This is a genomic window from Candidatus Palauibacter sp. (assembly GCF_965222475.1).
Taxonomy (GTDB): domain Bacteria; phylum Gemmatimonadota; class Gemmatimonadetes; order Palauibacterales; family Palauibacteraceae; genus Palauibacter.
The window spans coordinates 381128-395972 of record NZ_CBDCUB010000002.1; the positions used below are offsets into that span (position 1 = coordinate 381128).

The 14845-nt window shown below is 68.2% G+C and carries 12 protein-coding genes; 2 read left to right on the plus strand and 10 right to left on the minus strand.

Translation table 11 applies throughout. From position 1 onward, the window contains the following. Positions 1-9: 9 nt before the first annotated feature. Together ACOQPP_RS06990 and radC are read right to left on the minus strand one after the other, a co-directional pair. Positions 10-2232, minus strand: coding sequence for a RelA/SpoT family protein (locus ACOQPP_RS06990; protein ID WP_419165064.1), 2223 nt, complete (start codon positions 2230-2232; stop codon positions 10-12). A gap of 111 nt (positions 2233-2343) precedes the next feature. Further along, complete coding sequence (radC, locus tag ACOQPP_RS06995; RefSeq protein ID WP_419165063.1) at positions 2344-3027, minus strand: RadC family protein; 684 nt, start codon at positions 3025-3027, stop codon at positions 2344-2346. Between the two features lie 467 nt (positions 3028-3494). Here radC and ACOQPP_RS07000 point away from each other — a divergent pair, with 467 nt between their 5' ends. Further along, positions 3495-3743, plus strand: a complete 249-nt coding sequence (locus tag ACOQPP_RS07000) for a hypothetical protein (protein ID WP_420636150.1) — start codon at positions 3495-3497, stop codon at positions 3741-3743. 136 nt (positions 3744-3879) lie between these two features. Then, a complete protein-coding gene (locus ACOQPP_RS07005; RefSeq protein WP_419165061.1) occupies positions 3880-4656 on the plus strand; it encodes a DUF6263 family protein in 777 nt (258 codons plus the stop codon). Here the strand turns inward: ACOQPP_RS07005 and ACOQPP_RS07010 are convergent. From ACOQPP_RS07010 to ACOQPP_RS07045, 8 genes are all read right to left on the minus strand, one after another. Beyond that, positions 4653-6539 (minus strand): CocE/NonD family hydrolase, encoded by a 1887-nt coding sequence (locus ACOQPP_RS07010; protein WP_420636151.1) that lies wholly within the window; start codon positions 6537-6539, stop codon positions 4653-4655. The two genes, ACOQPP_RS07005 and ACOQPP_RS07010, sit on opposite strands and share 4 nt — an antisense overlap. Continuing rightward, the gene (gene ggt, locus ACOQPP_RS07015; RefSeq protein WP_420636152.1) at positions 6536-8278 is read right to left on the minus strand and encodes a gamma-glutamyltransferase; all 1743 of its coding nucleotides are present in this window, start codon (positions 8276-8278) and stop codon (positions 6536-6538) included. Before ggt (ACOQPP_RS07015) ends, ACOQPP_RS07010 begins: the two co-directional genes overlap by 4 nt. 81 nt (positions 8279-8359) lie before the next feature. Next, complete coding sequence (ggt, locus tag ACOQPP_RS07020; protein WP_420636153.1) at positions 8360-10099, minus strand: gamma-glutamyltransferase; 1740 nt, start codon at positions 10097-10099, stop codon at positions 8360-8362. A gap of 113 nt (positions 10100-10212) precedes the next feature. Beyond that, on the minus strand, positions 10213-10617 hold the full coding sequence (locus ACOQPP_RS07025; RefSeq protein ID WP_419165057.1) for a putative toxin-antitoxin system toxin component, PIN family: 405 nt from the start codon (positions 10615-10617) through the stop codon (positions 10213-10215). Next, the gene (locus tag ACOQPP_RS07030; RefSeq protein WP_419165056.1) at positions 10614-10820 is read right to left on the minus strand and encodes a ribbon-helix-helix protein, CopG family; all 207 of its coding nucleotides are present in this window, start codon (positions 10818-10820) and stop codon (positions 10614-10616) included. The genes ACOQPP_RS07025 and ACOQPP_RS07030 overlap by 4 nt, the downstream gene beginning before the upstream one ends. 69 nt (positions 10821-10889) lie before the next feature. Beyond that, positions 10890-11264 carry a DUF3006 domain-containing protein gene (locus ACOQPP_RS07035; RefSeq protein WP_420636154.1) on the minus strand — a complete coding sequence of 125 codons (375 nt, stop codon included), beginning with the start codon at positions 11262-11264 and terminating at the stop codon, positions 10890-10892. Further along, positions 11192-12490, minus strand: coding sequence for a lamin tail domain-containing protein (locus ACOQPP_RS07040; protein WP_420636155.1), 1299 nt, complete (start codon positions 12488-12490; stop codon positions 11192-11194). Before ACOQPP_RS07040 ends, ACOQPP_RS07035 begins: the two co-directional genes overlap by 73 nt. A gap of 125 nt (positions 12491-12615) precedes the next feature. Next, positions 12616-14550, minus strand: a complete 1935-nt coding sequence (locus tag ACOQPP_RS07045; protein ID WP_420636156.1) for a nitrilase-related carbon-nitrogen hydrolase — start codon at positions 14548-14550, stop codon at positions 12616-12618. Between the last annotated feature and the right edge of the window lie 295 nt (positions 14551-14845).

A 14845-nucleotide genomic window follows, 5' to 3' on the forward strand; every position in this document is an offset into this window, starting at 1 on the left:
CTCGAGTCGCTACTCGAGCGTGAGGTCGCTCTCGCCGAAGGATTCCTTGCGCTCGACCGAGAGCACGCCCTTCACGCCCTGCACCTGGCGCATGACCTTCTGCAGGTGGCTGAGGTTCTCTACCTCCACGACGAACTGGCCCCGCATCCCGCCCTCGACGCCCTTGATGTCGGCCGACTGAATGTTCGTGCCCGTGTCGCTCACGGCGCGCGCGATGTCCGCGAACAGGCCGTGACGGTCCGTCCCCTCCATGATGATCCGCACGAGGAAGCGGCGCTGGCCGTGCTCCTCCCATTCGATCTCGACCCGGCGTTCCGGGGCGTTCGAGAGGTTGAGTACGTTGGGACAGTCCTGCCGGTGGATGGAAACGCCCCGCCCGCGCGTGATATAGCCGATGACCCTGTCGCCGGGGACCGGCTGGCAGCACTGGGAGTAGCGGACCATGAGGTTGTCCATCCCCTGGATCCGGATCCCCTTCCCCGCTCCGCCCCAGACCTTGTCCACGAGCTTGTTGAGGGGGCTTGGCGTCTTCTCCGGCACTTCGGGCACGGCTTCGGGGAGGATCGCCCGCATCACGCGCGTGAGTCCGACATCCCCGCGCCCGGTGGCCGCGTGGAGGGCATTGGGCGTGTCGTACCCGAGCGCCCCGCACGCCTTCCGGATCGCCGCTTCGTCGACCTTCCCGCGTCGGCGGCGCCTCCACTCGCGCTGCACGATTTCCTTGCCGAGACCGATGGCCGACTCCTCCTCTTCCCGACGAATCCACTGCCGGATATCGTGCCGCGCCTTGCTGCTGCGGACGAAGCCGAGCCAGTCCCGGCTCGGCGACTGGGAGTCAGACGTGAGGATGTGGACCGTATCTCCGTTCCGCAGCGGCCGGCTGAGCGGCGCGATCCTCTCGTTCACCCTCGCTCCGGCGCAGTGGAGCCCGATCTCGGTATGGACCGCGAACGCGAAATCGATCGGGGTCGCCCCCTTCGGCAGCTGCTTCACGTCGCCGGCCGGGGTGAAGACGAAGATCTCGTCCTGGAAGAGGTCGATGCGGAGGAACTCCATGAACTCCTCCGGCTCGCGCGTCTCCTGCTGCCACTCGAGCACCTGCCGGAACCACGCGAGTTCGTCGTCGACCTCGTCCCCCGGCCGGCCCTCCTTGTAGCGCCAGTGGGCCGCGATCCCGTACTCGGCGGTGCGGTGCATCTCGTGCGTGCGGATCTGGATCTCGTACAGGGCGCCGCCGGGGCCGAAGATCGTCGTGTGCAGACTCTGGTACATGTTCGACTTCGGCGTGGCGATGAAGTCGTGAAAGCGCTCGGTGAGCGGGGTCCACTTGTTGTGCACGATCCCCAGCGCGTGGTAGCAGTCCCGCACGGAGTCCACCAGGATCCGCATCGCCAGCGTGTCGTAGACCTCCTCGTACGGCGCGTCGCGCTTGATCATCTTGCCGTAGATGGACCACAGGTGCTTGGGACGGCCCGTGACCTCGCAGCGGATCGCCGCGGCCGCCAGTTCGGCTCCCAGCGGCTCCTCCATGCGCCGGATCAGGCCCTCGCGCTCCCTGCGGGTGGCCTTGACCTCCCCCACGAGCTGCCGGTAGGCCTCGGGTTCCAGGAACTTGAAGGCGAGGTCATCGAGCTCCCACTTGAGTCTGGCGACTCCGAGACGGTGGGCCAGCGGCGCGTAGATCTCGCGCGTCTCGAGGGAGATCCGCTCGCGGGCGCCGGCCGGCATGTGCTCGAGCGTGCGCATGTTGTGGAGGCGGTCCGCGAGCTTGACCAGGATCACGCGCGCGTCGCGCGCCATGGAGAGGAGGAGCTTGCGGTATGTCTCGACCTGGCGCTCGGCCATCGAACCGAACTCGAACAGCGAGATCTTGGTGAGGCCATCCACGATGATGGCGATCTCGTCGCCGAACTCGGTCCGGATCTCATCCAGCGTCGTATCCGTGTCCTCGACCACATCGTGGAGCAGCGAGGCGGCGAGGCTCACGGTGTCGAGCCGGATCTCGATGAGGATCTTGGCCACCTCGACACAGTGGCGGATGTAGTCCTCGCCGGAGCGACGCTTCTGGCCTTCGTGTTTCTCGAGGCTGTACTGGAACGCCAGCGCCAGAAGATCGAGGTCGAGTCGATCCTCGTACCCCTCGATCGCCTTCATGAAGTCTCGGGGCAGCAGCGAACGCGGGCCCGCTCCCGGCGCGGCCCGGCCGGCTGCCTGCTTGACGCTGCTCTCCACGCTTCGCGCTCCGATCGTGCGAAGTCACGCCCTGCTCGCTCCTACAACCTTTCAAGGTAGCAGAGGGACGCAACTTCGGCGCGCCCCACCGGCACGCCGCCGCAGCGCGGGCTAGCAGACGCCGCGTTCGCGGAGGCTGACGTATCCGCGGTCGCCGAGGATGACGTGGTCGCGGACGGGTATCCCCAGCAGGCGGCCGCTCTCGACGAGTTGACAGGTGACGGCGATGTCTTCGGGCGAAGGCTCGGGGTCGCCGCTCGGGTGGTTGTGGGCGAGGATCACGGAAGCGGAGGCCGCCGCGATCGCGGGCGCGAACACCTCCCTGGGGTGGACGAGCGAGCTGTTCAGGAGCCCGACGGTGAGGCGTCGCTCGAGCAGGACCTCGCTCTGCGTGTTCAGGTAGATGACCCAGAACTCCTCCTGCCGGCGGTCCCGCAGCAGGGGGCCGAGACGCCCGAACACGTCGGCCGGGCTGCGGATACGGGCGCTGGCGCGCGCGGGCTCCGCCGCGAGACGCCGGCCCAGCGCGAGCGCGGCGGCCACCGCGGCCGAACGGGCGGGGCCGATCCCCGCGGTCTTCTCGAGTGCGGCGGATTCCGCCCTCCCCATCTCGCGCAGCGAGCCGCCGAAGGCGGTGAGCAGGCCGCCCGCCACGTCCACCGCCGAGCGCCCTGTAGCACCGGCCCCGAGCACGACCGCGAGCAGTTCGGTCGTCGAGAGAGCGTCGGCGCTGAAGCGGCGCAACCGCTCCCGCGGGCGTTCGCTGGCCGGGAGTTCCAGGATCTTCGGAGCCATGCGAAATGTATCGCGGCGCGCATGAATCCCGTCTCAACCGCGGGGTAAGGCAAGGCATATCGCCCTCGGAGCCGGTGGCCTGTCCGCGCCCGATCGCGCAACTTGCGGGCTCGCTGGCGGCGATGGGCCAACCAGCCAGCCGGGGCCGAAGCCGTTCGCTCGAGGGCGCGGGCTCCGGAGCCCGCCGCCACGACGATGGCGATGGCCATGCCGGGGATGGACGACTTGCCGGACCTTTCCGGAAGCGCCTTCACCTTCGACATGGACACGCGTGGCGGAATGCTTCGCTTCATCGAGACCGAAGGTCTGCCGGATGATGCCGGGTTGAGCCTGGAGAGCATGTTCGGGGAGTCGAACTATTACGTACTGCCCGAAGAGGAGGTCGGCCCCGGGGATTCCTGGACGCTCGACGCGCCGATGAGTCTACCGATGGGGCCCGACGGAACGGTGTCCATGGATGTGAACTCGTGTACACCTTCGTCAGCCTGGAGGGTAGCCGCGCGACCCTCTCGTTCGAGGGTCCGATCGACATGAATCTGGACGTGGGTGGCGTGGGGATGAGCGGCAGCGGGACCATGACCGGAACGACGGTCGTGAACCTGGCCGAGGGCCGTTACCAGAGCCAGACGAGCCGGATGAACCTCGACATGAGCATGGCCGGGATGACGATGAAGTCGAACTCGACGACCACCCTGGAACTGATGCCGGATCCATGACACCGGATCCGTAACACATGATCGCGAAGAACGAGTGGCCCCCCGGGGCCCGAAAGTGCAGGTTGCGGGCGCCCGATGGCGGAGGCCGAAGGAGAACGGGGCCGCTACCGGAATCCCAGTACCTCGAGGAGAACCAATGAAATCAGTTCGGCGCGGTGCCGGCACCGCCACCATGATCGCCCTCGCCTTCGCTCTCCCCCTGAGCGGGCAGTCGCTCCTCCGGCTCGCCCCGCCCGAGGGCCAGGTGAACCTCTACGTCTACTCCATGGAGATGAGCATGCAGAATCCGATGATGCCCATCTCCATGACGCTCCGCGCGCATCAGACGCAGACGATCCTGAGCGCGACGGACGAGGTCATTCGTGCGCGCACGGCGATCGACTCGTCCACGATGACGGTGAGCACGCCCGGGGGTCCCCCGCCGCCGGATCTCTCGGGAAGGGCCTTTACGATCGAGATGGACCCGCGCGGCCGAATGCTGAACGTCGCTGCCGACGATGCCGTGGGCGATGAGGCCGAGGCGGCGGCGCAGGGCTTGTTGGAGGGGTCGAACTTCTTCTGGCTACCCGAGGCCGAGGTCGCCGCGGGGGATTCCTGGACGGCTATCGTGCCGGTCCCCCTGTCGCTGGGCGGACCGACGCAGAACATCGAGGTGGAGTTCACGTACACCTTCACCAGCCTGGAAGACGGTCAGGCGACGATCACCTTCACGGGCCCCGTGGAATCGAATCTCGACATGGGCGGGATGCCGATGAGCCTCAGTGGGGAACTGAGCGGGTCGCTCGTCGTGGCTGTAGACGAGGGCAGGTATGTGCGTCAGGAGAGCCAGCTGAGCGTCGAGATGGGGATGGGGGGCATGGCCATGCCGATGGAGACGACCATTACACTCGAACTCGTGACCGATCCGGGCTAGGGCGACCTCATCGGCAACACGATGCGGGAGGCATGGACCGCGTTGCGCCGGACCGACAGATCCGGGACGCCGCCGTCGCGAGGATAGCGCAGGAAGGTGTCGGCGTCCGCGCCGGCGAGGGCGACCCGGATCCGGTGTCCGGCCCGGATCAGGACCGACATCGCCCACAGATCGAAGCTCAGTTCGGCGACTTCTCCCGGAACGAGCGGCAGGGCGTCCGGGCGCGACTCGCCGCGGTGCGGCCCGTACTTCCGGTACAGCGGCGGGTCGGCGGTCACCGCCCGCATCACCCCGCGGAGCTGTCCTTCGGTAAGGTACCGCACCGTCCCGTCCGGGGCGACATCCTCCAGATAGACGAGAAACGCGCCGTCCGTCTCCGTTGAAGCCAGGTGGAGGGTGACGACGGGGTGGCCGGTGATCTCCGTATCGACCGCGAAGGGCGCGCTCGTGTAGGTCAACAGCTTCTCATCCTCGGCCCGCCGGTCCCCGTACACGACATCGCCGCCCCCGCCGTTCGTGTACCAGCGGTTCCGGGTTCCCGTCGTGGCCGTGAAGTCGACCGTGTAGCGGTCCTCCCCCGTTTCCGTGGCGGGAGCTTCGGTCGAAAGCGCGCCGTCCTCGCGGAAGTACCACGTCACCTCGTCGAAGCCCTCGGGGGGCCACGTCTCGGTGCGGGTCCAGCGGCCGGCGCCGAGCGTGTAGTAGTGGATCTCGGTCGGTGTCTCCCCTGACCCGTCTTCCTTGAGGTGGGCGTCGAAGAAGGCGACCAACTCCTCGAACTGCGTCCCGGCGTCGGGGTCGACGGGCGTGTCTTCCGGCTTGAAGGGGTCCGTGTCGTTGGAAGCGCCGTGATCCCACGGGCCGATGAAGACCTGCTGGGCGTTCGAGATCGTGTTGTAGCGGCCGAGGGTGCCGTTCACGGTGGCGGCGTCCTGCCAGCCGACCCTGAGGAACATGGCCACGCCGGAGCCCTCGATCTGCGGCAGGTGGCCGGAGGGGCTGCGACGGTGCCCGACGTTCGTCTCGCCGTAGGGGCCGAACGGATCGTCGCGGAACTCGTACTCCAGCGCCGCCTCGAAGGGCACGGTGTTGGCCTCGTGGTCCGCGACCGCGGCCGCGAGCAGCGACCCGTCGTGATCGGCGTCGACCGGCTTCACCCCGGTCACGCGGCCGAGCACCTCGTCGCACGCCGGCCCGGTCGCGTCCGAAAGACCGCACATGTCGTTCAGGTCCTGCATGCGGGTGCGGTTCGACCAGTCCTCGAGGAAGCCGACCGTGAGCACGCCGCCGGGGAAGATGAGGTGGCCGAAGTTGTCGAAGTCGTTGAACAGCGGCGCGACCGCCTTCACGACGGGATTTCCGTTGACGGCCAGCATCTCGGCCGTGTTGCCGGCGTAGGAGACCCCGTACGCCCCCACCCGTCCGTTGGACCAGGGCTGGGCCGCGATCCAGTCCGCGACCTCTCCGTAATCGCGCACCTCGTCCTCGGCCAGTTCGAAGCGGCGGATCCCGAACGAGGCCCCGCTCCCGCGCCCGTCGACGAGGACGAGCGCGTAGCCGGCCCGGTTCCAGCGCTCGGCCTCGGCGAAGTTCGCGGTCTCCTGGAGGGGGACGCCGACCTCGTCCCGCGCGCGCCAGTAGCGCGTGGCACGCATCATGGCGGGCAGTCGGTCCCCGGGCTGGATACCGTCGGGCAGCCACACGTCGACCGCGATGCGGACGCCGTCCCGCATGGGCACGTGCAGGGCCTGGTTGCGGACGAGCGCGCTCACCGGCGCCGCAACCGCGCCATGGTCGCCGGCGGTTGAGGCGCCGTCCCCGCAGGCGAGGCCGGCCAGCGCCGCCAGCCCGGCCGCCGCGGGGGCGCACCGCCTGATTCTCACCAGGCGATGGCGTGGCCGTCCCGCCGCGGGTCCGAGCCGCCGGCGAGGGCGCCGGTCTCCGCGTCGCGGTACACCCCCTGCACGCCGCCCGGGTTGCCGGGCTCGGCCAGATTGTGCCCCCGGTCCGCCAGCTCCTCGTACACCTCGGGCGGGAACCCGGCCTCGAGATACGTGACCGAGTCCTCGGGGATCGGAGTCCGTCCGCCGCCGCGATTCAGGCACATGCGCGGCGAGGCGATGGCGAGCTGCATGTCCATGCCGCCCACGGTGAGCTTGGTGATCACCTGCCCGACGGTCTGCGGGATCGTGTAACCGCCCGCGGCGCCCACGGCCGCGACGAGGTTGCCGTCCTTCATGACGACGCAGGGCGTCATCACGCCCTTCGCCTTCTGGCCGCCCTCGAGGTGGTTGACGTGCCCTTCCTCGAGCACGAAGCCGAACGTGTGGCCGTTGTTGAGGAAGATTCCGGTGTCACCCGCGATCACGCCGCTCCCGTAGCCGCTCACGAGCGACTGCGTGAAGGCGACCGCGTTCCCCCAGCGGTCGGCCGAGGAGAGGCTCGTCGTCCCGAAGAACGGGAGCGGGGCCCCGGCGAAGGAGGCGATGCGCGCGGGGTCGATCCTCGCCCGCTGCTCGTCCGCGTATTCCCTGGAGATGATCATGTCGACCGGGATATCGGCGTCTTCCTTCCCCGTGTTGTAGCGGTCGTCGTCGATGAGGGCGAGCCGGTACGCCTCGAGCCACAGGTGGGCGAACTCCGACCCGTACAGATCCATGTTCGGAAGGTCGAAACCGTCCATGATGTTCAGGGCCTGGAACATCGACATCCCGCACGAGCCCGGCGGCATCGCGTACAGATCGTGGCCCTGGAACGTCGTCGTGATCGGTTCCTTCCATGTCACGTCGAACGATTCGAGGTCGGCCTTCGTCATGTGGCCGCCGTTTTCCTGCAGGAAGCTGACGACGCGGTCTCCGAGTTCGCCCTTGTAGAAGTCGTCCGCGCCCTCCCGGGCGAGGCGGTGCATGCTCGCGGCGAGGTCGGGCTGCTTGATGATCTCGCCCATGCGCGGCGGGCGTCCGTTGGGGAAGAAGACGCGCATCGTCGAGGGAAAGCGGCCGAGCTTCTCGGCGGCGGCGCCGTTCGTATGGATCTCGTCGAAGCGCGAGACGACGAAACCGTCTTCGGCGAGCCGGATCGCGGGTTCGAACACATCGCCCAGGCTCATGGTGCCGTAGCGTTCGAGCGCGGCGGCCCAGCCCTTGAAGGCTCCGGGAACGATGGGAGCCTTGTACCCCGCCGCGAAGTCGTCGAGGGTCATGTTGTCGGGCGACGAAGCAGCAGGGGAACGGCCGAGCGCGTCCAGTCCGACGACGCGGTTCTCCTCGGCCAGATAGATGAGCATGAAGCCGCCGAAGCCGCCGATCCCGGACATGTAGGGCTCGGACACGTTCAGCATGGCGGCCGCGGCCACGATGGCGTCCACCGCGTTCCCGCCCCGCATCATGATCGTCGTGCCGGCGAGCGACGCGTAGTAGTCGGCGGCGGCCGTCACGCCCCGCGCGCCCCACACGGTCCGGTGCGCGGGCCCGAGCAGGCCGGGGACGTTCGAATCGCCGGCGGGGCCCCACTGCCCGCCTGCGGTGGTGGTCGCGCTCGCAGTCTCGGGAGGACGGCAGCCGATGAGGCTGGAGCCTGCGGCTGCGGCGGCGGAGGTGGCGAGGAAGTCTCGGCGTCTCATGGGACGGCTCCTGGCAGGGGGGATCGCAGTCCCTGATCCTAGACCGGGAGTAGTCCGCCGCTCAAGACCCCCGTCCCCGTCTCACCAGGCGATCGCGTGCCCATCGCGGCGCGGGTCGGACCCCCCGGCGAGGGCGCCCGTCTCGGCATCCCGGTACACACCCTGCACGCCGCCCAGGTTGCCGGGCTCGGCCAGATAGTGGCCCCGTTCCGCCAGTTCCTCGTAGACCTCGGGCGGGAATCCCGCCTCCAGGTAGGTGACGGAGTCCTCCGGGATCGGCGTCCGGCCGCCGCCCCGGTTGACGCACATGCGCGGCGAGGCGATCGCGAGCTGCATGTCCATGCCCGCCACCGCGAGCTTCGTGATCACCTGCCCCACCGTCTGCGGGATCGTGTAGCCGCCCTGCGCCCCCACCGCCGCGAACAGGTCCCCGTCCTTCATCATGATGCACGGCGTCATCACGCCCTTGGCCCGCTTTCCGCCCTCGAGGTGGTTCACGTGACCCTCCTCCAGCACGAAGCCGAACATGTGGCCGTTGTTGAGGAAGATCCCCGTGTCGCCGGCGATCACGCCGCTCCCGTACCCGTTGACCAGCGACTGCGTGAAGGCGACCGCGTTCCCCCGGCGGTCCGCCGTGGAGAGACTCGTCGTCCCGAAGAACGGGAGCGGGGCTCCGGAGAAGGAGGCGACGCGCGCGGGGTCGATCCTGGCCCGCTGCTCATCGGCGTATCCCCTGGAGATGATCATGTCGACCGGGATCTCCACGTCTTCCTTCCCGGTGTTGTACATGTCGTCGTCGGCGAGAGCCAGCTTGAACGCCTCGAGCCACAGGTGCACGAACTCCGACCCGTACAGGTCCATGTTCGCGAGGTCGAAGCCGTCCATGATGTTGAGCGCCTGGAACATCGACATCCCGCACGAGCCCGGCGGCATCGCGAACAGGTCGTGCCCCTGGAAGGTCGTCGTGATCGGCTCCCTCCACTCGACCTCGTAGCCTTCGAGATCGGCCTTCGTCATGTGGCCGCCGTTCTCGGCCAGGAAGGCGACGATGCGGTCGGCGAGTTCGCCCTTGTACAGGTCGTCCGCCCCTACGCGGGCGAGGTGCCGCATGCTCGCGGCGAGTTCGGGCTGCCTGATGATCTCGCCCATGCGGGGCGGGCGGCCGTTCGGGAAGAACACGCGCGTGGTCGACGGGTAGCGGCTCAGTTTGTCCGCGCTCGACTGCGTGTAGCGCTCGTCGAACTTCGAGATCACGAAACCGTCCTCGGCGAGCTGGATGGCGGGTTCGAAGACGTCGCCCAGGCTCATCGTGCCGTAGCGCTCGAGCGCGGCGGCCCAGCCCTTGAAGGCTCCGGGCACGATCGGGGCCTTGTAGCCCATCGCGAAGTCGTCCAGCGTCATCGTGGCGGGAGATGACGCGGCGGGGGAGCGGCCGAGCGCGTCCAGCCCGACGACGCGGTTCTCCTCGGCCAGGTAGATGAGCATGTAGCCGCCGAAGCCGCCGATCCCGGACATGTAGGGGTCGGACACGTTGAGGGTGGCGCACGCGGCGACCAGCGCGTCGATGGCGTTCCCGCCCCGCATCATCGTCATCGTGCCGGCTAGGGAGGCGTAGTAGTCGGAGCAGGCCGTCACGCCCGTTCGGCCCCACACGGTCCCGTGCGCGGGCCCGGCCAGACCGGGGACGTGCGAGTAGTCGCCGGAACCCCACTGCCCGGAGGTGACGGGCGGGGCGGCGGACGTCCCGGGCGGACGGCAGGCGATGAGGCTCGAACCGGCGGCGGCCGCGGCGGAAGTGGCGAGGAAGTCTCGGCGTTTCATCGAACGGCTCCTGGGCAGGGGGGATCGCAGACCTTGATCCTAGTGTGGCGCCGCAGAAATGCGCGAGCTACCGAGAGTGCCGAGGCGCCTCAATGCAGCGCGGACCGGACAGTTCAGCTCTCCGATCTGACGGTGTCCCAGAACCCCCGCGGGCTCACAATCGCCACCGGCGCCTCCCCTGCGACCCGAAGGAGATCCCGGTCCCCGGTGACCAGAACATCAGCCTTCCCGGCAACGGCCTCCCCGAGGATCGGCACATCGTCCGGGTCGACCAGTTCGATCGAGAGCGGGGCGGCCGCAGTCACGACCACCGCCGCCTCGCGAAGGAATTCGTCGGCCGCTTCGATCGTGGCACGCGGGACTCGGAACTTCTTGTCGAGAACTCGCCGCAACTCCTGAAGCACCGTCTCGCCCGCGATGAGCGAGTGATTCGCGATCACGACTCGAAGCACGTCGGAGCAGAGGCCTCGGGTGGCGAGTGCGCTGACGAGCACGTTGGTGTCGAGGAATATCCTCAAGAGACTTCGCGGAAGATGTCCTCGTCCGTGAGGTATCCGCGGGCTTCCGCGAACGGTGTGATGTGGCGGCGCAGATCGGCCAGCCGGTCAAGCGCGAGCTGACGTTCCAGGGCGTCGCGGACGAACGCGCTTCTGCTCCGTCCGCTCCGCGCGGCGGCGCGACTCAGCCGACGCTCCAGCCGAGGATCGATTCTGATGGTCACGGTCGCCGTTTTCATGTCATACAATGTACGACACCGGTCGGGGACGGGAAAGGCGGCCGGACGGGCGGTCTACAGCTTCACGTCGCCGCCTGGATCGCGTCGTCGCAGCCGGGCCAGTGTTTCTTCCGCCTCCCGTAGTCGAGTGCGGCGCGCGTCGTCGTCAAGGATGGCGGCGGACCAGTTGGGGTGGCCGCCCGGGCTCGGAACGCGCAGAACCGCTCCGGGCCGAGTGCCGGCCGGCAACTCCTGCAGCGGCACGTCCCGAGAGCGCTCATCGCCATCACGTATCAGTACGGCAACCGGTCCTTCCACCCGGTCTACCACCCAGATGTCGCCGTGTAGATCGGCACCGGGCCCCGGCCGGTCGGCGCTCAATAGCTGAACATGACCACGGCCGCCCCCCCGCTGTCGTAGAGCGTCGCGGTGTCGCCGCCGTTGTTCCACACCGCCTGCCTCCGACCCATGTAGTACCGCGTGCCGTCCGCCTGTCCGGAGCCGGTGTGGACGACGAGCCGGCCGCCGGCCGCCAGCAGCGCGTCCGGCGGAAACGTGAAGCAGTGGTTCGCCCGGTCGCAGAGCGTCCAGCCGCCGATCGCCCGGTCTTCGGACTCGAGATTCTCGATCACCGCGTACTCGCCATTCGGGTTCCGATGATCGTTGCCGGGGGCATCGGCGTGCACCCGAATCCGGATGCCGACGTCCCGCGTGCCTCCGGGGTCGGACCCGGGCACCGGGATGCGAACGGGCCCCGGATCATCGCCGCGCGCGCTGCCGCGAAGCGCCACGTTTCCACCGACTGCGACCTCATAGTCGCCGCTCTGACGGCCACGCACCAACACATGGCCGTGCAGGTCTGTACGGAAGATCGTGGCCCCCGACGCGTCGTATGCCTGCACAGCGGCGGGCCGTGGGTGGCCGTACGGGTTGCGTCCCACCGAAATCACCACGACGTCGGGCCGGGCCATATCGAGGAAAGCCGATGTGAAGCCGTTGTCGCTCCCGTGGTGTGGGGCCTTCAGCACGGTCGTCTGGTGCACGGCGCCCTGCTCGACGAGGTGGCTGAGCTGCCGCACTTCCGAATCGCCGCTGAGGAAGGCCGTGAAGTGCCCGTAGCGCACTGCCAGGCTGACCGAGCGATCGTTGTGTTCCGTGCTCCCGCGCGGGAGTAGCGGCAACACCTCGATCTCCACCTCCCCGAGCGCGAGCGTCCGCGGCGAAGCCTCCAGGTATGTGATCCCGGGACGCGCGTCGAGGGCGGCCAGCAGCCGCCGGTAGGTCTGAGTCGTGTGCGGCTGGCCGTTGTCCATGTAGAAGCGGATCGGGAACGTCTCGATCACGCGGACCATGCCGCCGATGTGGTCCGCGTGGGGGTGCGTCGCGACAAGCAGGTCGATCTCGCCGACTCCGAACTGCCGGAGGATTGGAACGACGGCGCCGCGTCCGGCGTCGATCAGCGCGACCTGGCCGGTGGGCGCCTGAACGAGCACCGCGTCCCCCTGCCCCACATCGAGGAACATGATCCGAAGGACGGAGTCGGCCGGTGAGGCAGGAAAGGACCGGCCCGCAGCGGTGACACGCGTCTCGGCGGGCGGCGCGCCCTCGTGCGCGCGTGCGGGAGCCGCGGAGGCAGCGACGGACAGCAGGGCCGCGAGCGACACAACGGCAGGCAAGCGGGCAGGCGAGTAGCGCCCAATCCCCCGCCCTGGGGACCTCTTCACGCGGCACTGGAACATGGAGGCCAACTGACCTGTCCGATCACGGCGAGACAAGAGCCCCTCGTGGAGGCGGTGAGCGCTCAGGGATCGGTAGCGGGTCCTGTAAGACTCCGGTAGCGTTCCAGCGCCATCCCCTTCATATCCCCGCGCAGGTGTTCCGCGACGATCTTGAACGCGCTGTCCAGACCTCGGGCGTTTTGAAGATCAAGGATCGTGTCTCCGGTCGTTCCTACGGGTCGGCGAACCGGGTCCTTGTATTGCGTAATCTCGACCAGTTCGCGAATCCCGGATCGGTCGGAGATCACGACCGGCGCGCAGCACTCGATCGCCCGACCGAACATGAGGAAGCCCAGACGCGCCGGATCGGTTGGCAGGTCATCCCACGCGTTCCAAATGATCGGAGCGCCTCCTTGCTTCTTCGCCCGGTCGATGACGCCGAAACAGGCGGCTGCGGAAAGAATCCGCTCATTGGGCACGACCCCGGCGTACACCGGTCCCCGCCCGGTCTCGACATACGTCCCGGGCTGAGCCACGGTTCGCCACCCCGAGCGCCCTCGAACCACCGGCCGGCCGTCTCTCACCGCGACCCGGACGGCGTCTCGGGGTGTCGACCTCCGTTCGGTTGCCGCTCTCGCGGGAAGTGGGAGCCGCGACAAGTCGAGCGGCTTCCCGGCCATGTTCGTATCGAGTTCGACTACGTAGATGGCCCCGGACTCCTTGCAGTCCGACAGAGGTCTTGCCTCCGCTGAACCTGCCCGCCGCGCCCGCAGTTCACTACCATTCGGCGAGAACGCGAATGGACGTGTGCGGGCGTGTTTCGTCTCGTCATCGTGCAGCGTGCAGAGGGCGAAGAAACGATTCTCGACGGCCCGGAGGCGCAGAACCGCCGACCACTTGTTGGCTCTGACGTTGTCGAAACTCGGATTGACCCATATGCGGGCGTCTCTCTCCGCGAGGAAACGCGGGAGAAGGCCCAGATAGTGATCATGGCAGATTGTGGCCCCCGCGGTGACCCCACCCAGTTCGAAGGTCGGGAGCGCGGCCGTCGGCTCCCAATCCGGATTCTCGAATGCGACCCCGGCGGCGGTGGAGTGTTTGGTGTATTGGCGATGCCGGGAACCGTCGGGCTCGAAGCGGAGGAGGATCTGCCACTCCACCGGTCGCCCCTCGGAGTTCGCGGCCACCTCGACCGCGCCCACCAGCAATGTCGCTTGCAAATCCTGCGAGAGCCTTGACAACAGACCGAGGCGTACATGGTCCGACGCCGAGACGTAGCTCTCGGGAAAGAGCACGAAGTCGACGGCTTCGCCGCGAAAGGAGTCGACGGTCGGGACATCGGGCTCCCGGGCTCCCGCCACAATCGGTGGTACTCCCTCTCCCGTCCCCGTGCCGATCCGCGGAAAAACCAGCGCCGCCCGCAGGGTGGCCGTACGGAGAACGTCCGAGAAACGCTGCCGATCCGCGGCGCTCTCCGGGTTCAGCGAACACCAGACATGGTCGCGGGCGTACAGCCGCACCGTCGGTTCGAGACCCTCCGCCAACGGTACGAGGTCGCGGAGCGTGTCATACCAAGCCCGCTGCTCGTCCCGGTATGGAGGATCGCGGTCCCTGGCGTTGTGCCGCTCGCACAGCGCCATCCAGCGTCTCGCCGAGAATCCGAGTTGCTCGCTGTCGGAATAGTGCGAGAGCGCCAGTTTGCGAGGCGCCGAGAAGTGCTGGCTCTCATCGAACTCCACCACGAACCCCGGGTCGGGAACCCAGAAGTCGCACGGCGCCAGCGTCGCCGCCCTCACGAACTCCTCGTGCCGGAACCCTCCGTGCTTCTCCAGGGCCTCGACCACATTGCGGAGGGTTGGGAAGACCGCAGTGCCGACGTAGGAAGAGACGTTCGTTGGCCACGGGAACCGGTGATTGGGCAGACAGGCCCCGTAGATCCGCTCCAGCAGTTCCCCAACCCTTGTCTTGCATTCCCGGCAGCGCTCGGAATGACGCGCCCCCGGATGTCGTGCCCTCACGGCACCGGACTTGTGCGAACCTGCCGGGCCGTTCCGCACGCGGTTCCGCGCGAGGTCCGGGACCGGAATTCCGCGCGGAGGAGAGATCCGGCTTCCGGTCCGCAGTCTACCGGCGCAACCGTGCTCGACGACTTCATAACCGCGGGCTCGCAGGAAGCCGTTGGACTCGGCACCGCCGGAGAATTCGTTCGAGGGCAACGGTCGGCCCGTAGCGACTTTGTGGGCCAGTGAAATCGCTAACTTTGGAGGATAGTGGGCGCCATCCACCACTAGTGTAGTGCCGCTAAAGAGCGAT

Bases quoted from the DNA above. Each gene is read 5' to 3' on its own strand.
- radC (WP_419165063.1), bottom strand. From the start codon at position 3,027: ATGGCTCCGAAGATCCTGGAACTCCCGGCCAGCGAACGCCCGCGGGAG.
- ACOQPP_RS07005 (WP_419165061.1), top strand. From the start codon at position 3,880: ATGAAATCAGTTCGGCGCGGTGCCGGCACCGCCACCATGATCGCCCTC.
- ggt (WP_420636152.1), bottom strand. From the start codon at position 8,278: ATGAGACGCCGAGACTTCCTCGCCACCTCCGCCGCCGCAGCCGCAGGC.
- ggt (WP_420636153.1), bottom strand. From the start codon at position 10,099: ATGAAACGCCGAGACTTCCTCGCCACTTCCGCCGCGGCCGCCGCCGGT.